Consider the following 24459-nt stretch of genomic DNA (forward strand, 5'->3'; position numbering starts at 1 on the left):
TGATCTGAACCCTATTGAAAAGAAATGGGCGCAAGCAAAGTTTCTACGACAAGGGTGGATGGAGAATAATCTGCCTAAACTGTTTCAGGATATGGGCTGTTCCAGTTTTATTGTGGATTGACTATATCTTATTCTAGCTAAAGATGATATTACAGAATCGCCACCATTCATGCCGCCGAATTTAATCTTACCTGCCCCAGTTTTATTAGCTGAAGACTTTTTGTTCAAATTATCTATCATAATAAATTCTCTTAAATTATTGTTATGTGGTAGTTTTACACGCTATTTATAAACACTTATATTTATATACTACACATAAATAATCATGAGATACAAATCTGTCTAAAGGCTGTGTTACAAAAGCTTTTATAGCTAACAAAATAATTCATGAATTAAAAATGTTTCTATTAATAATATATATTTGACTAATGTTAATAATACAGCTGGCTTTACCTATATTCACATTACATCAGCTTGAAGTATCCTTAAAACCTTATCCTCTCCCAGCTGGTCAATCAACGCTTGCAGATGGGTAGTAGAATCAGACTTGTTTTGGGCATCTGCTCTAAATTCTGCCGTATCTCTACCTTCACGCAAAGCATCTAAATAGTCCGCCCACTTCTGCATCATATTACTACGATCATCAATGTATTCAAATCGACCATAGGCGGTTCCATTAGGATCTTTCGTCGTATGACCCAATGCCATCTCTACAAGCACAAGTGGATACTTTAACTGCTCTTGTAGGATGGTCTTCGCTGTCGCTCTAAAGCCATGAGCACAATGTATATCTTTATAGCCTAAATCCTTTAACCGCTTATTCGCTGTCGCATCAGAGATGATCTGATGCTTTTTTGCCGTCTGGCTAAAAAATACGTATTCAGTATGACCATTAATTTTTTGTTGTTCACTCAATATAGCTACGGCTTGACGAGGTAGGGGAACGACCATGTCTTTGACCATGTTTACCTTGCCTTGCCCCTTCAATGGCTTTAATCGCCATCTGCCAGTTTCTAGGTCTAGATCAGCCCAGCTCATACGTCTTAAATCACCATTGCGAACAAACAGAAGCGCTAATAGCCTAAGGGAATTTATGGTGTTTGGGTCACCTTCTATTGTTTCGATAGCGTTAAGTAATTTAGCCAAGTCCTTTGGTTTAGTAACCGCAGGACGATGACCATAACTTGACTTAGCTAATTGGCTCTTAATGAGCGCCGCAGGATCACTCGTACAGAAACCTCGTGCCCCAGCATAGACAAACACATCACTGGCAATGCCAGCACAGCGTTCAGCCTTGTCTGTGGGCTTACCATCCTTGTTTAATGACTTAGCTTGGATGTCTAATAGCACTTCAAGCATTTTAGGTGAGGTGATATCGCTGATTGGCTCGTCACCAATATATTTGCATATAAGATCAAGACGACCTTTCTTACGAATGAGGGTGTTACTTTTCTGAGTCTGATCTAAGCTATCAAAATACTCCCAAGCAAAATGATTAAAAGAGTTTTTAGTTTTACTAATAATAATTTTCTTTATTTCTTCACGATGAAATTTTGGGTCAATACCTTTGCTTAACAGGTCTTCATATTCACGCCAAACCTCACACGCACGTGCATACGAGATACTTGGATATATACCAATGGATATAATACTTTGCTTAGAATTTGAAGGAGGGTAGTAGCGGTACATCCATGACTTAGTCTCAGTAGGACGTACCATTAAGAATAGTTTGGGATGATTTTTGACAGCAACGAAGTACTTCTTATCTTCAGGCTTATGGCTGCTGATGCTTCTGTCTGAACTGATCGCTTTTCTTTCCATATCCTAGATCTCTATGAGTAGACTCAAAACTCGGTATACTTGACAGTATACTCAAAGTGCATGGATTAGGATAGATTCATAGGACAGTATAGAACGCCAGATACAACAAAGCCCCTGATATCAGGGGCTTTAGCTGTTCTATAAGATAGTATAGGACTATGTAATGGTACCCGGAGCCGGACTTGAACCGGCACGCTATTGCTAGCGAGGGATTTTAAATCCCTTGTGTCTACCAATTTCACCACCCGGGCAAAACTTGTTTTATCTAAGATGTAAACTAGCTGATAGACCATCTAGTTACTAGATAAGTGGTCGCTATTATAATCGGTTGTGATAATAATGCAAGCCAAAATTAACGTAAAGTTAATAAATAATTGGAGGCTGGAGTCGGAATCGAACCGGCGTTAACGGAGTTGCAGTCCGCTGCATGACCACTCTGCCATCCAGCCAATCAAGGTCGCCTATATTAGCAAAAATATAGTAAATTACAAGTCCTTTTTTAATTAAAAACAGCTTATTTATTATCTTATCTATATTTAGCACCAATTTCAGGACATTTATGCTATTAATAGGCTTTTTCAAGCCGTCAGTAAACCAGCGTGTAATGATGATTGTTTAAAATATAGTGCGCTAAACTATATCTCTATTGTCACGTTTAGCACTTTTCACATCACGATAAGTGGCCGTGCAAATTAATACGAGTACGCCAAGAGTAATGGCAGGCCAAATTAAGATATATAAGCCGTAGATAAAAACGTTGTCCATGATATCTCCTTATAATATTGCTAAGTAAGTAGCGATTAGCCAGATACTCCTGACTAATCATTACTCGGATAAAGCGACTTTAGTTTAAGATTTAAGTGACGATGGGATTTCCGACTTTTTATCGTAATTGCCCACGCGCTGCTTAATTAAGTCGAAGTCGAAGTGTTCATCTCCCATCAAGCTGATAATCACACAGACGACGGTACTAGCGCCGTAAGCTGTTAGAGAGGCTAGCAGGACCATATATTGACGTAAGAAGCCAGTAGCGAAAATAAGCATCAGCACTAGCGTAATGGCTGCGGCTACCATGCCAATCTTACGACCTAAGAACCCAAAGACCATTAGCCCAATAACAACTGCTGCACCGACACTGGCCAGTATTTCAAAGAATAGGGCGGTGACACCAGTGATTGGAAGTAATTCGAAACGGGCAACGCAAAATAAGAGTAGTCCGACGATAACTGCTGAGGTAAAGGCAGTATTGGTGACGCGATTCCAAAATACACTGGCGATAACAGGGAAGACGATAGCGCCCCATAGTGCCCCAACGAACACTAGCATGACGAGAATATCAAGCTTAAAGCTCGCAAAAATTAGTCCAGCTGCTGTCGCAACAATCATCGTGCCGCGACCAATTAGCATCATTGTTTTAGGTTTAACATGGCCTTTTTTGGCGATATTTTTACCGTAGACATCCGCCATCATAATGGTTGATAGCGCTGATAAATCTGAGTCAGCGGTCGAGGACAACGACCCAATCACTAAGATAAAGAATAAGGCGATAAAGACAGGATGCAAATAAGTACTGACCATTTGAGGAATGAGGTTATTCATATTGCCATCGAGTGGCTCCACGCCAATCGTTACCGCCATTAGTCCAATCATCCCAAGACCAATAACGATACCAGCATAGCCGACTGTAGCAGTGATAAACGTCGCTTTAATCTTAGTTTTATCAATCGCAAATAGGCGCTGAGTGATGGTTTGATTACCGATAGCATATGCTAATACAGCGACGAAGTAAGGCGCACCTTGTTGAAAGAATGCCTCAGAGGAGAAAAAGTTCTGCTGCTCTAACGTCAGGTTCGACAGCCCGCTGACCATAACCTCAGGGCCACCCATGCCAAATAACACGGCGGGAATAATGACAATGCCAATGGCCATTAGAGCGACCAACTGGGCGAAATCCGTAAAGACAGATGCTCGAAACCCTGATGTCAATGTATAACTCAGGACACCGATACCTGCGATCATTACCCCTGTTTGGAACGATAATGGCGACAGGACTGACACCAATGCCCCAGCAGCGGTAAAGTTGACCATCAAGCTAATTAAACTGCCCATAATATTGGATATGGCTAAGATTAATTGGCTTGATGAACCGTGGCGGGCATGAATCAGTTCACCTAGTGTATGGCCATCTGGTGCCAATTCACGAAAGCGCATACCAAAAGGGTAGATGAATAAAATCATCAATGCACCCCAAAAGCCATAATGTATCGGCCCTGATACGCCGTACTTATAGCCAGAGGTGGCCGCAGCGTAAAATGAGGCTGCCCAAATCCAAGTGGCGGTCATGCTGGCTGCACCCATACCAAAGCCAACACCGTGACCTGCGACCATAAATCCAGAAGTGGTCTCTTTATCTTTTTTGATTAATAAGGACAGTAAATAGGTGCCGCCATAAAATGCTAATAATAATAAAATAATCGTTAATGATGAAAATTGGAACAATGACTCAGTTTTCAAACTCAGACCTCGCAATTGTTAGTTGATGAATAAAGTTCAGCAAAAATGAAAGATACCAAACCATAAGGAATACAGTATAGCCTACACAGTCCTCATACCGAACGTATGTGGCTAATATAAATAGCGAAAATACCAACTGCAGTGGTAAGCAAATGCTAAGTGTTACGCCCAAATCTTAATGAGACAGATACTGTCAAATCAAAAAGACAGGGACTACTTTCAATAGGCGTCAGTTAATGGGTAAACCATCACGCTATTAATAGGCATACACAAAGGTAGCTACATGCTAAAGAAAACTCATGTGATGAGTGTCTATAGCGGAATTACGAATAAGCACTAAGCCATGATAAAATGACCCGAACTCGATTTAGACAGCCTTATCAGCTGTAATAAACAATAGCTGAGAAATCTCTACTCATCTATTGCGATTGATGTGTTACTAAGCGGCATTAATAAATAAAACTACATATTTGTTAAGTGCCTGTAACATATTTGCGGGATAAGAGTAACCTATTATGTCATTAACCTCAAACATTATCCGATATTTACCAAACAATGACCGAAGATGATATATAAGTATTTATTTAAAGAGATTTAATAAGATTTTTAATAAAGTATTGAAAGATAAGGTTTTATTATTAGTAGCATCGAGTGATATATCGCTATGAGCTAAGTTATAACCATGAATGGTTAGCTGAAGCTTTCATTAGAAAAATAGATAATGAGCGATAGATGATGGTTGCTCTCAATGAACAAGTAGAAGTGAATTTTTATATATTATCTTGTTTGGTATAGTAAGTGACTCGGTTATCACGTAAAAATCCAGCCAATCCAAGGCCATAACGCTCAGCCACGCGCACTGCTGTACTGGTAGGCGCTGACATGCCAACTAGCCACGGGATTTGACTTCGAATAGACTTTTGAACCAGTTCAATAGAGAGACGCGAAGTCATAAGCACACAGCTAACGTCTGCTTTTTGGCGTAATTGCCAACCGATGAGTTTATCAAGTGCATTATGGCGGCCTACATCCTCGAATAAATGTAGCTGCTGATTATGTATCGTCGCTGCGGCATGTACCGCACCTGTCAGTTGATGCGTATGTTGCGCGGCATCCACTTGTTGACGCAGTGCCAATAGGGAGTCAAGACTTGGTGCGCTCGTTTGAATGCCATTTATACCTGTCTGTCGGTTATGTTCATGGTGTAAATGGTCTTGTGAGTAAGTACTTAAATCAGGCAAAGCTTGCGTTAGTCCAGTAATACCGCACATACCGCAGCCTGTACGCCCTGCGAGCTGCCGCTTTTGTGCCTGTATACGTTGATGGCAGCGTTGGCTCAATACCAACTCCACGACATAGATATCGTAATCTTGAAATCGTTCTAAGCTTTGCTCAATTGATACTGAGTCAAGATCTTCGTCACTCGAATCTTGAACGAACTTCTGGTAGCTAGCGATATCTGCAAGGTGAGTCACTTCCCAGTCGAGTAACTCGTGACTGTATTGAATTAATCCTTCGCTAAATAAGAACCCAACAGCCAAATACTCTAACTGATGAGGACTAGCCATCAGCACAGCATAATGAATCCCATTAATGATGATAGAGACCGCAGCTTCGACTGCTAAGCTGGTGGTCTGAGATTCGATTTGAAGATGAGAGTCATTATTAGGGCCACTACTAATTGACGGGTAATGATGTTTGTGTGCCAAATGACTACGAGCAAGTGGTGTCTCTGACAACCTATCATCGCTAGGCAATTCAGGAGCAACACTCTTAGTGCTAGTTGAGTTATCTATCATAGCGGGGTCGATAAGAGCCTCACTTTGCTCAGTGTTATCTTCAATGGTTATCACGGTTTATCATGGCCTAAAAGTAGGGGCGTGCTTATGGTCATATAGAGATAGAGCCAATGAGATTTTCATTCTCATTGGCCCTCCGCAATATGATTTACGCAGGCGTAGCGATCGATGTATTTGCCTCTACGCGCTCTAAAATGATAGTGGTCGATTTGTACGCTGGGATATGAGAGTCTGGCGCATGTGTCTCTAAATCAAAGAGGTCATTGCATTCAGGATAGTAAGCGGCAACAGCGTTAGAGGCAATATCCATCTCACTTAATACCAATGGGCCTAAGACGCGTGGTTGCTCTAGGCTGTCTTTGGCACGCTGGCGAGTGACCATAACACGGTCACCTTTTTGCCAACCTAAACGACTTATTTCATCAGGGTGCATGAATAGCACATCACGGCGATCCGTCTGACGATAGCGGTCTTTAAACCCAAAAATCATAGTGTTGAATTGGTCATGGCTACGGACACTGGTCAACTGCCAAACTTTTTGTGCTGTATCTGCATGCTCATCGATATCGTTTGCGGCTGCCATTTGTGCTGCGACAAAAGTAATCGGATATTGCGGTACTTCAAACTGAGCTTTGCCGCTCTCGGTATTCCATACACGATGACGCGCCGCATGATACAAATGAAAGCCACGCTCAGAGGTGCGAATACGCTGATTAAAGTCTTCAAATCCGTTAATAGCTTGAGCGATATAGTCTCGAATAATATCGAAATCTTCACTCATCGCAAGCCAAGGAATAGACGAGTCGGCGCCGAGTACATGAGTCGCGATATCCGCTACGATTTGCGCTTCAGATTTCAAAGTATCACTAACAGGTTTGAGCTTGCCCTGAGTTGGTACGATCTGACACATTGAATCTTCAATAGTGGCAAACTGCTCACCCTTTGTTGTGACAATACGTTCGGTACGGCCTAAGCAAGGTAGGATTAAATTATTTGCACCTGGGTATAGCATGGTCTCATTGAGCTTAGTACCGACAAATATGTTAAGCTGAGTAGTGGTTAAGGCTTGCTCAATAGCGCTGGTATCAGGGGCAGCTACGGCGTAGTTACCACCCATGCCCATAAAGACTTTCAATTTACCTGCGATAAGAGCCTTGGCACCTGTAACGACATCGTAGCCATGTTCTTGCGGCATAGGGTGCTCAAACACACGCTCTAAACTGTCTAGTAAGCTTTTGCTAGGGCGCTCATGGATACCCATGGTGCGATCGCCCTGTACGTTGGAGTGCCCACGCACTGGAGAGGCACCGGCGCCATCGATACCAATCATACCCATCAACAGGAGCAAGTTGGTAATCATCGCGACATTGTCATCACCCTGCACGTGCTGAGTAATGCCCATGCCCCAAGTGCAAATCGTCGCTGGGCTATCAGCTACTAGTTTAGCGAGATTGACAATATCTGTTTGGGTGATACCGCATCCAAGTGTGATATCTTCCCAAGACTGCTTTGTTAGCCACTGTTTTAGAGGTTCAAAGCCTGAAGTATGAGTGGTAATAAAATCATGATTGATTTTATCGTTTTCAACTAACCACTTGGCAATGCCCGTCAATAGCGCTGCATCACCACCGATTTGAATTTGAATAACGTCATCGACCATGTCAGCGCTTTGACCAGCTGCCATGTGTGTTGGTTTTTGCGGATTTCTGAACTTGCTTAAACCTTGCTCACGCATCGGGTTGATTGAAATGATTCGACAGCCTTGCTCATGAGCATGGGCGAGCATCTCTAGCATACGTGGATGGTTGGTCGCTGGGTTTTGCCCAAACATCAATATCAGCTTGGCCTGCTCAAAGTCTTTTAACATCACGGTCGCTTTACCAATACCTAGCTGTCTGCTTAGCATTACTGAGGTTGGCTCGTGACACATATTTGAGCAATCAGGCAAATTATTGGTACCAAAGCAGCGTACGAATAACTGAAATAAGAAGGCGGGCTCATTAGTTACACGGCCTGATGTATAAAATAGCACCTCATCAGGTGAATCTAACTGTCCTAACTGCTCAGAGATTAAGCTATAAGCGGCTTCCCAAGGGATAGGGACATAGCGATCTTGCGCTGCATCGTAATACATCGGCTCTGATAAACGACCACTATGTTCAAGCTCGTAACCAGTCCATCCCTGTAGCTCAGTAACGGTATGCCTTGCAAAAAACTCGGCATCTGCTTTGTGGGTCATGGTCTCACTGGCAATGACTTTAATGCCATTTTCACAGACATCGATGGCTTTGTGTGACTTATGGTCAGGCCAAGCACAGCCTGGGCAGTCAAATCCGCCTTGGGGCTGATTGCTTTTGAATACACTTATACCGCCGCGCAAAAATGTCTTATAGTCCATTAGCTTTTGGGTAGATGAGATCAGCGCAGGCCAACCAGCAGCAGGGTGGGAATAAATAGGAATTTTGCGCATGACAGACCTCATATAGTAAGTGACAACGGCGAAGCTTTGATAGACGACAACTATATAATGGCCAGTGAGAAGTTCATATGATCATTAACTATAGATAACAAAAAACCTTCAAGAAAAATCAATTTTCTTGAAGGTTTTTGAGGTTGTCGGAAATGGTTATATTCGACAGGTACAAATTTATAAGTCGTAAGTCATTAGCAGTATTAGCTCAAAACTTAGCTTAAAATCAAACTGTCATCCTCAACTTTTTCGCCACGTGTTTGCTCGAACATATCAAGTAGGTCATGTACGGTCATGCCTTTGCGAATGTCACCAGCCACATCTAACACGACTTGACCCTGATGCAGCATAACGGTGCGTGTACCATGTGCCAATGCTTGTTGCATTGAGTGGGTGACCATCATCGTGGTCAGTTTATTATCCGTAACAATCTTATCAGTCAATTCTAAGACAAACGCCGCAGTCTTTGGATCGAGAGCTGCAGTATGCTCATCAAGTAGCAAAATCTTAGAAGGCTGCAATGATGCCATTAGCAGACTTACCGCTTGACGTTGACCACCAGAGAGCAGACCCATACGATCGGTTAGACGATTTTCTAAACCTAACTTTAAAACGGATAGTTTTTCTCGGAACAAATCGCGGTTGTTTTGGTTCAATGCAAATTTTAGACCGCGATTACCGCCGCGTTTGTAGGCCAAAGCCATATTTTCTTCAATCGTTAGCGCTTCACAAGTGCCCGCCATCGGATCCTGAAAGACGCGAGCAACCCAATGCGCACGTTGATGGGCAGACTTTTTGGTCACATCAATGCCATTTAGTAAGATTGAGCCACTATCGACGCGTGTCGTACCGCTTACGGCGTTCAAAAAAGTAGATTTACCTGCGCCATTGGTACCGATGACAGTGACAAATTCACCATCAGCAATATTTAAGCTGATACCACGTAGGGCAGGGTTTTCGATTGGCGTGCCTGGGTTAAAGGTCAACCGTAAATCGGTGGCTTGCATCATAATCGTTATTCCTTATTATCTCTTCAAGCGAAGCAAGTGTTATAAACACCTGCTTTGACTGTCATTAGGCGCGAACTTTGCGTGATAAAAACTTGGTTTTCGCTTTTGGCAATACCAAGGCTAGTACCACGAGCAGTGCAGTAATCAAGTTCAAATCCTGTGGACCAAAGCCGATACTACGTAGCGTATCGCTTGATAGTGCGACCTGAATAAACAGTTTGTACAATACCGCGCCGACAACAACGGAAAAGGTGATCAGCCAAATACGCTTGGCAGGAATGATCGTCTCACCGATGATGACTGCTGCTAGACCGATAACAATCGTACCGATACCAATTGAGATATCTGCGCCGCCCTGAGTCTGGACAAACAGTGCTCCCGCTAAGGCAATCAAACCGTTAGAAATCGCCATACCGATGATAGTCATCCACGAGGTATTGATACCTTGCGCCTGTGCCATTCTTAGGTTTGAGCCAGTAGCGCGCATCGACAGACCTGTCTCAGTGCTATAGAACCAGTTCAAAAATAACATGGCAGCTGCGACAACGACACCAATAATCAGGCAGCGCATCCAATAACCATTACCATCGGTCACCAATGTGCTAAACACTGTGGTTTCACCAAGCAAGGGTAGGTTTGGCGCGCCCATGATACGTAGGTTGACAGAATATAAGGCAACCATGACCAAGATACTGGCAAGCAGTTGCAAGATGCCAAGTTTGACATGTAGCCATGCCGTGACGATACCAGCGACTGAACCTGCTAACATCCCAAAAGCACAGGCCAACCATGGGTTGATACCAGCGATGATAGAAATACCAGCGACTGCACCACCTAACGGAAAACTACCGTCAGCGGTCAAATCAGGGAAGTCGAGCGTACGAAATGAGATAAGCACACCGAGTGCTACTAGGCCATAAATCAGACCACTTTCAAGCGCACCAAAAAAAGCAATTAAAGACATAAGAGATCAGTAAGTCATAACCAAGTGTCTAGCGTATGGTACCAAGATAAGTAAATGGCAATTGCCAAAATCATCTACCTGCTAAACAGCTAAGCGGTGAATTTAACAGATTAAGCAATCTGCGGTTAGGGTAAACCAAAACATATCACGATTAACAGCGATCATAAGCTACCTTGGTTTGAAGCGATGGTTTAAGGCACTGCAATGCAATCAATAGACCTATCCTCTACTTAACAAGTATCAGATAAATTGTCAGACAAATACAGCACTATTAAGCACGCTTCCAAAAAAGACTCTGTTTAGACAAGAAGCCCAGCCTAATGACTCATAGCTGGGTTTCTTGTTTAATTATTAGCCGTATATCTAAGGTATACAACACAGTATTAATTCGTGTCGCTATCTTATTTATACCTGCTATTGTGAGCCAAATACAAAGGTGCGTTATTCTACCACTTCTTTAGCTTTATCGATAATCGCTTGTGGCAATGTGATGCCTTCTTCTTTAGCATGTTTTGGACTGACGTATAGATCAAGCGCTTGTGGAGTGTAAACTGGGATAGCACCTGCTTTTTCACCGTTTAAGATACGTACGACAATTTTACCAGTTTCACGGCCAAGCTCATAGTAGTTCACGCCTAAGGCAGCAACAGCACCGCGCTCAACTGAGCTAGTGTCCGAAGCAATGAGAGGAATCTTACTTTGTTTGGCGATTTGATAAAGTGACCCGTACGCTGATACCACGTTGTTGTCAGTTGAAGTATAGATCATATCGACCTTACCTTCGAGACTACGTGCTGCCATCGCAATGTCATTACTACGCTGTGCAGGTGCTTCAAGTACATTGATACCGAGTGGTGTTAGCTTCTCTTTAAGATTTTTTAAGATAATCGTTGAGTTGACTTCACCTGGGCTATAGACATAACCGACGTTCTTTAATGATGGAATGATTTGACGCATCAAATCAATCTGTGGCTCGTACGGTAGGGCATCTGATGCGCCTGTAACGTTGGTGCCAGAACCATCTAGCTTAGGTACCAGTTTGGCTGCTACTGGGTCAGTAACTGCTGAGAATACCAATGGAATGCTGCTAGTAGAAGCGGCAACAGATTGAGCAGATGGCGTTGCGATAGCGACGATAACATCTGGCGCATCAGCGACAAATTGCTTAGCAATCTGACCAGCAGTAGCAGTGTTTCCCTGTGCGCTTTGGAAGTTAACGGTTAAGTTTTCACCGTCCTTGAAGCCTGCTTCGTTTAGCTCATCGATGACACCTTTACGTACATCATCAAGCGCTGGATGTTCGACGATAGCGGTAATAGCAACGGTTTTCATAGCTGTCGCTGCATCACCACTAGCGGCAGCATCAGTGGAACCATCATCTTGCGCTGATTGGTTACAACCAGTCAAGATAGCCGTACATACACTGCCTAATAATAAAGCCTTACCGAAATTAAAACGACCAAAACGATTTTGAGACAACATGGGTTTTACTCCTAAAATAATAGTGTGTCCGTACACTATATAAATAATTGACGAGCTAATAGATAGCTTACTACTTTTTATTTGGTTTCGGCATCAATATCAACATTGATGGCGTTTTTTAGTAACTCTGCTGGCAAGCTGACACCTTGTGTTTTGGCGTGCTTAGGACTGACATATAGGGTCAGATCATTCATGACTTCAGGTTTGATGGTGTTGACCGCTTCGCCATTTAACACGCGATATACCATCTTGCCAGTGGTACGACCAAAGTCATAGTCATTAACACCAAGCGCAGCAGTCGCGCCGCGTTTTACACTGAATTCATCAGACGCGATAATCGGTAACTTTAGCTCATTTGCTGCTTGAGTCATGGCCTCAAAGGCAGAAGCAACATTGTTGTCAAATGAGGTATAGATGATATCTGCTCGTCCTTGCAAGCTGCGCGTCGCCATACCGATGTCCGTTGGACGATTGGCAGGAATGTCTAATAGTGACAGACCTCGTGCTGGCAGAGCTTGTTTTAGGTTCTCACGCAATGATACTGAGTTTGCCTCACCTGGGCTATAGACATAACCGATGGTCTTTAAGTCAGGCTTTATCTGCTGTAACAAATCCAACTGCGGTTCTAGCGGTAGTTGGCTTGATAGTCCAGTCAAATTGCTTTGAAAAGGCTTGCCATCTGCTGTGATGAGTTTGGCACCTAGCGGATCTGATACAGCGGTGTAGATAATAGGGATAGTGGTGGTCGCGGCTACTACTGACTGAGCAGAAGGCGTTGAGATTGCTACGATCGCATCAGGATTATCTCCTGCAAATTGCTTGGCAATCTGTCCTGCAGTCGCTGTATTACCTTGCGCACTTTGAAAGTTAACAGTTAGGTTTTGACCTTCGACATAACCATTATCTGCCAATTCATCAATAATACCGCGGCGCATATCATCTAATGATGGATGCTCAACGATTTGAGTAATGGCAATTGATTTGGCAGGTTTGTCTGTAGCCGTGCTATTTTCAGCAGTCGCTGCGGTCTCGGTAGAGGAGTTTGAGCAGCCGATTAGTCCAAGTGTGCTAATGGCACTAAGAGCAACGCCATATAGGCTTAAGCGTAGAGTAGAAGCGATAGTCATTATTAGGTTAACTCATAGGTTATATCAATCGCGAAAACCAAATAGATACCGCCAGACTGATTGAGCCTACTAACTTATATAGCAGTCATTTTACTCATCTGTTTGGTGTGCTTTGGTTTTTTACCATGATATTGAAGAATGCAGATTAGCCAAGTCAATGCTATGTTGATGCTGAGATAGCAGGCTAACAATTAAATAAAGTAATCGTTCCATCGATTATTATGTTCATATTATGACAGTAATGTAAGTTATCGCAATAAGAAATTAATCTGTAGCGGTCATGGTGATGGATAATAAAAAAATCATCACTTCTTTTTATCTTATCAAGACGCGTGGTGCATTGAAGCTCTTATGTAGATTTGAATATAACGGATGCCGCTAGGGTACTTTTGTTTGCTCAAACCATATGCAAAACGCTTACATCCTAGCAACGCATCTATTACGTACTCACTTCATAATTAACGTAAGCTAATTTTCATACGAGAAACATGATAATTCTAGAGATAATCCAGTCATTTGGATGACATTGTGCTGAATAGTGGATATGAAATAGTCCTTATAACTTATCTAACTTTTTCGAATGACCATTTTAAGGATAATATTATGAACACTGCTAATCTTAAATTATTAACCATCGCCGGTATCACTGCTACTTCTTTGATTGGATTGCCTGCTATGGCAAAAGATGGTCATGGAAACGGGCACGGTAATAGCAAAGGTAACTCTGCCCATGTTAGTAAAAACTATAAGCATAGTGGCAACGCCCACCCAAGTATTAACGCTTATCGCAATGCTAGCCCAAATGCTTCATTTAAGCGTGATCTTGATAGATATGGTTATAGAGTAGTCGGAAAGATTGATAGAAGGGATTATGACCGCTCTGTCGTTTTAGACCGTTATGATGACCGTTACGTTCGTATTCGTACGCCAGAAAATAACATTGTGACGGTGATTAATGATACGTTGCAGATCATCGATATTTTGAGCAGATAAGTATCAGGTTTGGTTTTTAGTAATTTGCTAAATCAGCCATAAAAAAAGATGCCACTTAGAGCATCTTTTTTTATTTCTTAATCCTAAAAATAACCGTTAAGCCAACACATCACCAACAACACAAGCATCTGGCAAGGTAACGACGGTTAAGCCTGTCTTTGGCTCGCCAGTTGACAATACCATGCCTTCTGATACGCCAAATTTCATTTTACGCGGGGCAAGGTTGGTCACGCAAATGACTTTCTTACCCGTCAGTTGCTCAGGCTCATAGAACTTACGAATACCGCTAAACACGTTACGTGGCTTGTCTTCGCCGACATCTAACGTGAACTGTAGTAATTTGTCTGCGCCTTCTACATGGTTACACTCTAAAACGTGTGCGACTTTCATCTCAACTTTAGCAAAGTCTTCAATACCAATGTAGTCCGTTTGCTCATCATCTGTATTCATCTCTGCTGACGCTTCATTTTTAGCAGCAGATTTACTGTCTGTAGTCGCGGCAGGTGCATCGGCTTGAGCCAATGACGCTTTGGAGTCTTCTACCATGGCTTCGATATCTTTTTCTTCGATACGCTGCATCAGTGGTTTGAATTTGTTGATTTTATGACCTAGTAACCACTCATTACGACTGGCAAAGCTTAAATCATCAAGATTTAAGAACGCTTTAGCATTATTAGTTAGCTCAGGCAATACTGGCGCAAGATAAACCATCAATTGACGGAAGATATTGATAGCGACCGAGCAGACGTCTTGAACCTCTTGCTCAGTACCCTCCAACTTCGCTAGTGACCATGGTTTTTTGGCATCGATATATTCGTTGGCTTTGTCCGCACATTGCATGATTAAACGCATAGCACGCGAGAATTCACGATTCTCATAGGCAGCAGCAATCTCATCGCCCGTTTTGGTAATGTCTTCTAATAGCTCTGACTCGACGCAAATTTCTGACAGCATGCCGTCGTACTTCTTAACCAAGAACCCTGCACTACGACTGGCGATATTGACGACTTTACCAACCAAGTCAGAGTTGACCTTTTGCATAAAGTCTTCTAAGTCTAAGTTGATGTCTTCAACTTTATCAGACAGTTTGCTGGCAAAGTAATAACGCAGATATTCAGGATGTAAGTGCTCAGCATAAGTCTCGGCCTTGATAAAAGTACCACGTGACTTACTCATTTTTTCGCCATTGACCATCAAGAAGCCATGGGCAAAAACACCTGTTGGCGTGCGCAGCTCACTACCTGCTAGCATGGCAGGCCAGAATAGGGCGTGGAAATAAACAATGTCTTTGCCGATGAAGTGATAAACTTCGGTTTTGTGCTCGTTTTCTTGTGCCCAGTAGCGGTCAAAATCAAGTGCTTGCTCTGTCCCTGCACGCTTATCACATAGGTTCTTAAAGCTTGCCATGTAGCCCACTGGCGCATCTAGCCATACGTAAAAGTATTTATCTGGCTCATCACTTGGGGTATCTGGAATTTGGAAGCCGAAGTAGGGCGCATCGCGCGAGATGTCCCAGCTGGTAAGTCCTGCATCAAACCATTCTTGTAGCTTGTTGGCGACTGAGGTTTGCAAGCGATTGTCACTGCGCGTCCAGTCCTGTAAGAACTGCTCAAACTCTGGCAAATCAAAGAAATAATGCTTAGAGGTTTTGAGCACAGGCGTTGCATTAGACAGTGTCGAATGCGGGTCTTTTAGATCCGTTGCATCGTAAGTGGTGCCACATACTTCACAGTTATCGCCGTACTGGTCTGGTGAATCACATTCTGGACAAGTACCTTTGACAAAGCGATCGGCTAAGAATAGTTGCTTTTCAGGATCAAATAGCTGCTCGACATCTTTTGTGCTGATATGACCAGCATCATTTAGGCGACGATAAATCAGCTCAGAGAAGTGTTTGTTTTCTTCTGAATGAGTGCTGTGATAGTTATCAAAGTTGATCAGGAACTTTGAAAAATCTGCTTCGTGTGAGGCTTTGACTGAGGCAATTTGCTCCTCTGGCGTGACGCCATTGGCTTCTGCTTTTAGCATGATTGCCGTACCGTGTGCGTCATCCGCGCAGACATAGGTGACCTGATGGCCTTGCGCTTTCATCGCACGTACCCAAATGTCTGTCTGAATGTATTCTACAAGATGCCCCAAATGGATATAGCCATTGGCGTAGGGCAGCGCACTGGTTACTAGAATCTCACGCACAAAATCACCTATATTTTTATATAAACGGGTTAGTTATCGAACATCTTAAGCGGCTCATCGCTCATCGATGCGACATCGTTAATGCTAAAAACTTCTAAAAATAATAAAAATTCAAAAAGTGTGCCTATGATACCGTAATTCAGATAATTTTGTGATATTCCTTGGTAATTACTTCTCATTTGGCAAGCACTAATTAACCACAAACAATAGCCTTGCATTGAATCTGGTCATTATAGATTAGTTATCAATCAGCCATGAAAAAACCCACCAAGCAGTATGCCGAGTGGGTTTTTTATTTATCTATTATTCGTTTAGATACCAGTGGTTAGTCACAATAAATGGCTAAGCGATAATCTACCTTAGAATGAACCAAACATCGTCCCTAAGATAATAACAGCAACCACAGCGACCAATGGAATAACCATCGTAACCATCGCCAAATTTAAATAAGATTGCTTATGGGTCAGACCACAAATCGCTAGCAAGGTGATGACCGCGCCACTGTGCGGAAGCGTATCAAGACCACCTGCCGCCATAACGGCTACGCGGTGCATCAGCTCAGGGTCGATACCCGCATTGACGGCCATTCTTAGATAGTCTTCACCTAATGTCGACAGCGCAATACTCAAACCGCCAGACGATGAGCCTGTGATACCAGCAAGCGTGGTCATCGCGACGGCTTCTGAGATCAGAGGGTTGTCAGGGGTAAGGTTTAAAATGCTATCACGAATGATAAGGAAGCCTGCGAGCGACGCGATAACTGCACCGTAACCCACTTCTGATGCCGTGTTAAAAATAGGCAACATCGAATCATAAGTACCACGGTTGATGGTTTTTTGTAGATTATTCCAGTGTCCAATACGTAGCAGAATTAACACCACACAAGCCACGACCAACGAGATAATAATTGACCATAACCCAAGTGAGCCTGCGATATTCAAGTCTGGGAACTGAGTTTGTAGACTACTGAAATCTATCGACGGGAATACCACATAGGTCAATATAGCGTTCAAACCAATGACCAATACCAGCGGAATCATCGCAATGGTAAAAGAAGTGTGATGAGTGTTTAATACCTCAGCTTCTTTTGCCGCCGCACCAATGCTACCTGTATCCTCTTCATCATGCTGACCATAGCCTTCGCCCGCTGCATTGGCTTTTCTGGCACGTGATTGCAGCCACATCCAACCACAAATAAACATGATCGTACCGCCGATGATACCCAAGATAGGGGCGGCAAATACGTTGGTATTGTAGTAAGGAATGGGAATAGCGTTTTGAATGGCTGGCGTGCCTGGCAGTGCAGTCATCGTAAACGTAAATGATCCTAGAGCAATCGCTGCTGGAATCAAACGTTTTGGGATATCGGCTGCTCTAAACAAGTCTTTGGCGATTGGATAAATAGCAAAAGCCACAACGAACAACGATACGCCGCCATAGGTCAAAATAGCACAGACCAAAATCACCGCAAGGATGGCCTTGCTAGCACCGAGCTTTTCGACGACCGTATTGGCAATGGCGGTTGCTGCGCCAGAGTCTGCCATTAGACGGCCAAATAGTGCCCCTAGCAAGAATATAGGAAAAAACTTAAGCAAGAATCCACTTAACGCGCCCATAAAAACATCGGTATAAGCGGGGATGGTGTTTAAGAAGTCACCTGATAGTAAGACTGCCAGCGTCGCCATAATCGGTGCTAGGATCAGCACAGAATAACCGCGATAAGCAAAAAACATGAGTAATAATAGGGTGATGACAATCGCAAATGTACTAAACATGATAGCCCTCCTTGGCAAAATTAAGACAGCGAGTATGTCGCGCTTATCGATATAGGTCAATAAAATTAATCAAAAAACCTTATTTTTTATATTTTATTAAACATAAATCCAATTGCGATATTATTGAAGGATAAGGAATACTTTGTTGACTCGCGTGCTCTTGGGTTATTTTCTAATCACTACGAAAATAATATGTTAAGTTATCACAACTGTTTCACGCATGATATAGCGAGATAAAATGTATTGTTATGGATAATAATGTAAAATATAATGCGTGCCATTTATCAGGTAGAGTATGCAGTCGTCGCTCTCAAGTCTGATAAAGCTCTAATAATAACTCTTAAAACCAAACATCAAATTTACAAGGAATGTGAATATGTTTAGTGCCATCACTAATGCGAGCGTACAGTTAGTCAACCGCTATCTACCATCCCCATTCGTGTTTTCGATCGTATTGACCCTCATTGCATTTGCTGTAGGACTGGCAATTACTGGCCAAGATATGATTGCGATGGCAGGGCATTGGGGCAATGGACTGTGGTCACTGCATAGCTTTGCCATGCAAATGGCATTGGTTTTAGTGACAGGCTATGCCTTTGCCAGTGCGCCATTCATTCAACGCTTATTGGACAATCTGGCTAGTCGTGTTCACTCTCCTACGACCGCCATTATCGTATCGACCTTGGTGGGATTGGTTGGTTCATGGATAAACTGGGGTTTCGGTCTGATCATCGGGGCTATCTTTGCCAAAGCCTTGGCAAAAAAAGTGGCCAACGTCGACTATCCGCTATTGGTCGCTGCCGCGTATTCAGGTTTCGTGATTTGGCATGGCGGTTTTTCAGGTTCGATACCGCTGACACTTAGCTCGGGCGGTGATACGCTACAGACGCTGTCAGGCAATACCATGACCGAAGCAGTACCTTTATCGCAGACGGTATTTGCAGGCTACAACATGCTGCTAGTAGGTTTACTTATCATTATTTTGCCTCTGCTAAATCGCTTTATGCATCCTAAAAACCCTACGGTTATTGATCCTAAGCTGATCAAAGAAGAGATCTACGTCGCGCCCCAAAGAGACACGCCTGCACAAAAGCTAGATGATAGCCGTATTATTGCTGTCATCTTATTGGCCTTAGCACTGATGTACTATATCAGCGAGTTTGGTAGTAACGGTTTTAACCTAGGGCTAAATATCGTCATTGGGCTATTCCTATTTATAGGTTTGCTATCGCATGGCACGTTAGAGCGTTATTATCGTGCCGTACACTCGGGGATAGGTGGCATCACAGGTATTGTGCTATTGTTCCCGTTCTACGGCGGTATCATGGGCATCATGACAGGTGCAAATGCTGATGGTATCTCTATCAGTACGCAAGTGACCGAGTTTTTTGTCAATTCCGCTTCCGCAGACAGCTTTCCGATTTTTGCATTTTTAAGTGCTGGCTTGGTCAACGTCTTTGTACCATCGGGCGGTGGACAGTTTGCGGTACAAGGCCCTGTTATGATTCCTGCTGGTATCGAACTGGGTGTTAGTCCAGCCATTACTGCAATGGCGATTGCATGGGGTGACGCATGGACAAACATGATTCAACCGTTTTGGGCGTTGCCATTATTGGGTATCGCAGGTTTGGATGCACGCGCTATCATGGGCTACTGCCTAATAGTACTGGCAGTCTCTGGTGCCATTATCATGGGCGTGTTCTGGCTATTGGTATAGTCATTCCACTATAAAAATACTACTGCGTTAACCTCGCTTGAAGTATTTAATATACATCTACACTCGGTTGCCTTGTACTATTTTTAAATTGAATCGACTATATGGCGTTATAACGCTCAAAAGAAAAATAAGCATGATGAATTTTCACTGTTAGGTTTTATTAAAAGCAACAATCAAACGGATAATTGAGACATTTAATTCAGCATTAGTTTATGCACGAATTAAAAATATAAATAACAGTCATAGGAGACAAACATGAGTCAATCAAAAGTATATAACAGTGCTGAAGAGGCACTAAGCGGTATTGTTAAAGATGGGCAAACACTCGCTATCGGTGGTTTTGGTCTATGCGGCATTCCTGAAGCATTGATCGAAGCACTACGTGATAGTGGCGTTAAAGAGCTGACCTGTATCAGCAACAACGCTGGCGTCGATGATTTCGGACTTGGTCTGCTACTACAGACCCGCCAAATCAAGAAAATGATTTCATCGTACGTGGGCGAAAACAAAGAGTTTGAGCGCCAGTACTTGGCAGGCGAGTTAGAAGTTGAGCTAACCCCGCAAGGCACCTTGGCCGAAAAGCTACGCTCAGGCGGTGCTGGTATTCCTGCGTTTTACACAGCAACTGGCGTGGGCACCTTGGTTGCCGAAGGTAAAGAGACACGTGATTTTGATGGTCGTACTTATGTGTTAGAGCATTCATTACGCGCGGATGTAGCACTCATCAAAGCACAAAAGGCCGATAAAGCGGGCAACTTGATATTTAATAAAACCGCTCGTAATTTCAACCCAGACTGTGCAATGGCTGGAAAAATCACTATCGTCGAAGTCGAAGAAATTGTCGAAACGGGCACATTTGATCCGGATGAAGTGCATCTACCAGGTATTTTTGTTCAACGTATTGTATTGAATGCTAGCCCTGAAAAACGTATCGAAAAAACCACGACTAAAGCGCTAGAAGGCGCTTAGATAAAATCATGGTTGAAACTTATCGTCAGTTTTTAGATTGATAATAACTTAGATAGCTAATTGTTTAGATAACTAACGATTCAGATGAATAAAAATAGAATATCGCAAAAAATAAGGAAATCAGCATGGCATGGACAAGAGAGCAAATGGCGCAACGCGCTGCAAAAGAGCTACAAGATGGCTACTATGTGAACCTAGGCATCGGTCTCCCAACGTTGGTCGCCAACTACATTCCTGAAGGCGTAGACGTATGGCTACAATCAGAGAATGGCTTGCTAGGTATTGGTGAGTTTCCTACAGCAGAAAACGTCGATGCGGACCTGATTAATGCGGGCAAGCAAACAGTGACAGCAGAAGCTGGTGCTAGCTATTTTAGTAGCTCAGAGTCTTTCTCAATGATTCGTGGTGGTCATGTCAACTTGGCCATATTGGGCGCAATGGAAGTCTCAGAAAAAGGCGATCTTGCCAACTGGATGATTCCCAAAAAGATGGTTAAAGGCATGGGCGGCGCGATGGATTTGGTCGCAGGTGTACAGCGGGTGATTGTATTGATGGAGCAAGTCAATAAGCATGGCGAACCAAAAATTTTGGCAAACTGTGAGCTACCATTGACGGGTAAAGGCGTGGTTGATCGTATCGTTACTGAGCTTGCTGTATTAGACGTTACTGATGAAGGACTAAAACTGGTTGAATTAGCAGATGGTGTGAGCTTTGACGAACTACAAGAAAAAACACCAGTAAGTATTATTCAGTAAACTTTGTACAGTAAAGTGACTGTCGTAAGACTAATATGTTTTATCCCGCAAATAAATACGCCACTATGATTATAGTGGCGTATTTGTTCAGTTCAGCTTTATAAAAACTAATAATATTTTAGACCATGATAAGGAATATGTATGGCGACCCAATTAGAACAAGATTTGACAGGCAAAGTAGCATTGGTTACTGGCTCTGCAAGTGGTATCGGACGTGACATCGCTGAAACTTATGCAAAAGCAGGTGCAGCGGTTGGTATTGCCGACATTAATTTTGACGCGGCACAAAAGACGGTTGATGCTATTGAAGCTGCTGGTGGACGTGCTCTGGCGATTGCTATGGATGTTACCTCAGAAGATGCGGTAAACGATGGTGTACAACAGCTAGTTGATGCTTTTGGTAGTATTGATATTTTGGTTTCTAATGCTGGTATTCAGATCATTGATCCAATCGATAAAATGGCGTTTAGCGATTGGAAGAAAATGCTTAATATCCACTTAGATGGCGCTTTTTTGACCACTAAAGCCGCGATTAAACACATGTATAAAGGTGATAAAGGCGGCACAGTTATTTATATGGGCTCTGCTCATTCGCATGAGGCCTCATTGTATAAAGCCCCTTATGTAACCGCGAAGCACGGACTACTAGGACTGTGCCGTGTGTTAGCCAAAGAAGGTGCAGCGCATAAGGTACGCTCGCATGTGATTTGCCCAGGATTTGTCAAAACACCATTGGTAGAAAAACAAATCCCAGAACAAGCAGCTGAAAAGGGCATCAGTGAAGAGTCGGTTATTAACGATATCATGCTGGTCAATACCGTAGATAAAGAGTTTACGACAGTAGAAGATATTGCCCAATTGGCGCTATTTTTAGCGGCTTTCCCAACCAATGTATTCACTGGACAATCTATCGTTGCCAGTCATGGTTGGTTTATGAATTAATATATATACAATTTGCATATACCACAACGCCAGACCTACTGGCGTTGTGGTTTTTTTATGAGTCCAATTCAGCTACACTGTCACGATAGAAGGTTTGGCTAATATACTCATTAACGTTATCGGTTGTAATATGCGCAACGAGACGACTTGAGCGATTTGTCAGATCTACCCACTTGTATAGGCCATAATAGTAGCTATGTTTAACTTTATGAAGAAAAAAACCACAAAAACCGAAACGCCTCAGCAGCAGGCAGAGCGTGATAGTGCCGTCGACAAAGTCCTACTTGGATATGAGATAGGTGCCGTCAGTATTGCCACGATGGTCACAGGACTTGAGCGTGATGGCGAAGCACTTACGTTAGACCTGCGTTTGCCAAAAGACAGCAACCCTGAAGCTATCCAGCAGGAGCTTGGGCAGTTGCTACATCCGCATGGTATTACGACGATTCATATGAATGTGCGTCTGCCTGCGCCAGAAAAAGGTTCAGGCTCGAGCTTACCAAAGCAGATGCCAAAGACAACCAATGCGATGGAATCTCAGTCTTCATCTGGCGCTGATAACAATGCTAGTAACACTAACGTTGAGCCACCGATTACGAAAGCTGCACCTACGCAAGCATCGTTGGCCGCGCATCCTCGTATCCGTCATATTATTGTCGTGGCATCAGGTAAAGGCGGTGTTGGTAAATCGACAACGACGGTCAACATCGCACTAGCATTACAGAAGCTTGGCAACCGCGTTGGTGTGCTAGATGCTGATATCTATGGTCCTAGTATGCCAACGATGCTAGGCGTTGCTGATGTGAAGCCGCAATTAGAAAACGAGCAATTCGTACCAGTCGATGCGCATGGTATGGCAATGCTCTCTATCGGTAGCTTGCTCGATGGAGATAATACCCCTGTTGCATGGCGTGGACCGAAGGCAACGGGTGCATTGATGCAGCTATATAATCAAACCAATTGGCCGCAGCTGGACTATCTAGTGATTGATATGCCACCAGGTACGGGTGATATACAGCTGACATTAGCGCAGCGTATTCCAGTCACGGGTGCTGTCATTGTCACGACACCGCAGCATGTTGCCTTGCTCGATGCGCAAAAAGGCGTTGAGATGTTTAACAAGACTAATATTCCTGTGCTTGGTGTGGTTGAAAACATGGCGCTACACACTTGTAGCAATTGTAACCACACCGAAGCGATCTTTGGTACGGGTGGCGGTGAGTTTATCGCTGAGCAGTATCAGGTACCGCTATTGGGTCAGCTACCACTTGCCAGTGGCATTCGTGCACAAGTTGATAAAGGTGTGCCAAGCGTCTTAGCTGATGATGAGTTTGCACAGTATTATCTAGATATTGCCAAAAACATCGAAACCAATATCAATAAATTTGCAAAGCCTGTCGATGATAAGCGGATTTTTTGATAATGGAGAAGTAGCCTAAGCTGGCGACTTTTAAAGTGAATGTATTGTCTAAAAAGAGGGTATTTTGAACTTATCTATTTATCAAAGCCATTTAGACAATACTCCCAAGCAGTATAGAGTCTTACGATTATTTCGCCCGCCGATATACATCATTGAACTCTTAAACAATCAGTTGATTGCCGTTTGCTACTACAAAGATGGTAGTAGCAAACGCTATCAGATTAATGCTGACTTTAGCAATCGCCGAATGGTAATTGCCGATTTTAACAAATTCACAAAGGCTCTCGCTGAGCTGTTAAAAAAGTTTCCAAGACACTTTTTATGGGTAAGTGCGCTTGCATCAATCAATGTTACAGAAACACTAGCAGATGGATTAACCAATATTGAAGTTAAGGTGATAACTGAAGCATTTTTTGTGGGTGCTGTACAGGCAAGAAGAAGGATTTCACATAGCACCGTGAGCTATCAAGGACAGATAGTACCTTTAGAAAAATTTGGCTAGGATGCC

General features: G+C 43.1%; 18 protein-coding genes and 2 tRNA genes. 7 read left to right on the forward strand and 13 right to left on the reverse strand.

Annotated elements, in window-relative coordinates; genetic code table 11:
* Window positions 1-459: 459 nt before the first annotated feature.
* The 11 genes from JMX63_RS12325 to JMX63_RS12370 form a co-directional block, all read right to left on the reverse strand.
* Window positions 460-1821, reverse strand: coding sequence for a tyrosine-type recombinase/integrase (locus JMX63_RS12325; RefSeq protein ID WP_201510150.1), 1362 nt, complete (start codon window positions 1819-1821; stop codon window positions 460-462).
* Between the two features lie 164 nt (window positions 1822-1985).
* A tRNA-Leu gene (locus JMX63_RS12330) sits at window positions 1986-2072 on the reverse strand.
* A gap of 124 nt (window positions 2073-2196) precedes the next feature.
* Window positions 2197-2270, reverse strand: a tRNA-Cys gene (locus JMX63_RS12335).
* A gap of 181 nt (window positions 2271-2451) precedes the next feature.
* Window positions 2452-2586, reverse strand: a complete 135-nt coding sequence (locus JMX63_RS14690) for a putative transporter small subunit (protein WP_211181310.1) — start codon at window positions 2584-2586, stop codon at window positions 2452-2454.
* Between the two features lie 84 nt (window positions 2587-2670).
* Window positions 2671-4320, reverse strand: a complete 1650-nt coding sequence (locus JMX63_RS12340; protein ID WP_320157868.1) for a sodium:solute symporter family protein — start codon at window positions 4318-4320, stop codon at window positions 2671-2673.
* 785 nt (window positions 4321-5105) lie between these two features.
* Window positions 5106-6188, reverse strand: coding sequence for a formate dehydrogenase accessory sulfurtransferase FdhD (locus JMX63_RS12345; RefSeq protein ID WP_227673330.1), 1083 nt, complete (start codon window positions 6186-6188; stop codon window positions 5106-5108).
* Between the two features lie 94 nt (window positions 6189-6282).
* Entirely contained in the window at window positions 6283-8604 is a 2322-nt protein-coding gene (locus JMX63_RS12350) for an FdhF/YdeP family oxidoreductase (protein WP_201572650.1), read from the reverse strand.
* A gap of 215 nt (window positions 8605-8819) precedes the next feature.
* Complete coding sequence (locus JMX63_RS12355; RefSeq protein ID WP_057759272.1) at window positions 8820-9614, reverse strand: ABC transporter ATP-binding protein; 795 nt, start codon at window positions 9612-9614, stop codon at window positions 8820-8822.
* Between the two features lie 64 nt (window positions 9615-9678).
* Window positions 9679-10578, reverse strand: a complete 900-nt coding sequence (locus tag JMX63_RS12360) for an ABC transporter permease (protein WP_201572652.1) — start codon at window positions 10576-10578, stop codon at window positions 9679-9681.
* Between the two features lie 441 nt (window positions 10579-11019).
* Complete coding sequence (locus tag JMX63_RS12365; RefSeq protein ID WP_201572654.1) at window positions 11020-12060, reverse strand: ABC transporter substrate-binding protein; 1041 nt, start codon at window positions 12058-12060, stop codon at window positions 11020-11022.
* A gap of 77 nt (window positions 12061-12137) precedes the next feature.
* A complete protein-coding gene (locus JMX63_RS12370; RefSeq protein ID WP_102094939.1) occupies window positions 12138-13187 on the reverse strand; it encodes an ABC transporter substrate-binding protein in 1050 nt (349 codons plus the stop codon).
* Between the two features lie 603 nt (window positions 13188-13790).
* On the opposite strand from JMX63_RS12370, the gene JMX63_RS12375 reads away from it, so the two are divergent.
* Window positions 13791-14180: a hypothetical protein gene (locus tag JMX63_RS12375; protein WP_201572656.1), complete on the forward strand. Its 390-nt coding sequence runs from the start codon at window positions 13791-13793 to the stop codon at window positions 14178-14180.
* Between the two features lie 96 nt (window positions 14181-14276).
* On the opposite strand, the gene metG is transcribed toward JMX63_RS12375, so the two are convergent.
* Window positions 14277-16373 (reverse strand): methionine--tRNA ligase, encoded by a 2097-nt coding sequence (metG, locus tag JMX63_RS12380; protein WP_201572658.1) that lies wholly within the window; start codon window positions 16371-16373, stop codon window positions 14277-14279.
* A gap of 359 nt (window positions 16374-16732) precedes the next feature.
* On the reverse strand, window positions 16733-18148 hold the full coding sequence (locus tag JMX63_RS12385; RefSeq protein ID WP_201572660.1) for a GntP family permease: 1416 nt from the start codon (window positions 18146-18148) through the stop codon (window positions 16733-16735).
* Between the two features lie 376 nt (window positions 18149-18524).
* Between JMX63_RS12385 and JMX63_RS12390 the strand changes: the two genes are divergently transcribed.
* The 6 genes from JMX63_RS12390 to JMX63_RS12415 all read left to right on the forward strand — a co-directional run bounded on the left by JMX63_RS12390 (window position 18525) and on the right by JMX63_RS12415 (window position 24453).
* Complete coding sequence (locus tag JMX63_RS12390) at window positions 18525-19865, forward strand: short-chain fatty acid transporter (RefSeq protein WP_201572662.1); 1341 nt, start codon at window positions 18525-18527, stop codon at window positions 19863-19865.
* 255 nt (window positions 19866-20120) lie between these two features.
* The gene (locus tag JMX63_RS12395; RefSeq protein WP_201572664.1) at window positions 20121-20834 is read left to right on the forward strand and encodes a CoA transferase subunit A; all 714 of its coding nucleotides are present in this window, start codon (window positions 20121-20123) and stop codon (window positions 20832-20834) included.
* A gap of 125 nt (window positions 20835-20959) precedes the next feature.
* The gene (locus JMX63_RS12400) at window positions 20960-21589 is read left to right on the forward strand and encodes a 3-oxoacid CoA-transferase subunit B (protein ID WP_201572666.1); all 630 of its coding nucleotides are present in this window, start codon (window positions 20960-20962) and stop codon (window positions 21587-21589) included.
* A gap of 141 nt (window positions 21590-21730) precedes the next feature.
* Complete coding sequence (locus tag JMX63_RS12405; RefSeq protein ID WP_201572668.1) at window positions 21731-22531, forward strand: 3-hydroxybutyrate dehydrogenase; 801 nt, start codon at window positions 21731-21733, stop codon at window positions 22529-22531.
* Between the two features lie 196 nt (window positions 22532-22727).
* Complete coding sequence (gene apbC / locus JMX63_RS12410) at window positions 22728-23951, forward strand: iron-sulfur cluster carrier protein ApbC (protein WP_201572670.1); 1224 nt, start codon at window positions 22728-22730, stop codon at window positions 23949-23951.
* 64 nt (window positions 23952-24015) lie between these two features.
* On the forward strand, window positions 24016-24453 hold the full coding sequence (locus JMX63_RS12415) for a hypothetical protein (RefSeq protein ID WP_201572672.1): 438 nt from the start codon (window positions 24016-24018) through the stop codon (window positions 24451-24453).
* Window positions 24454-24459 lie beyond the last annotated feature (6 nt).

The organism is Psychrobacter nivimaris (genome assembly GCF_904846365.1).
GTDB classification, from domain to species: domain Bacteria; phylum Pseudomonadota; class Gammaproteobacteria; order Pseudomonadales; family Moraxellaceae; genus Psychrobacter; species Psychrobacter nivimaris_B.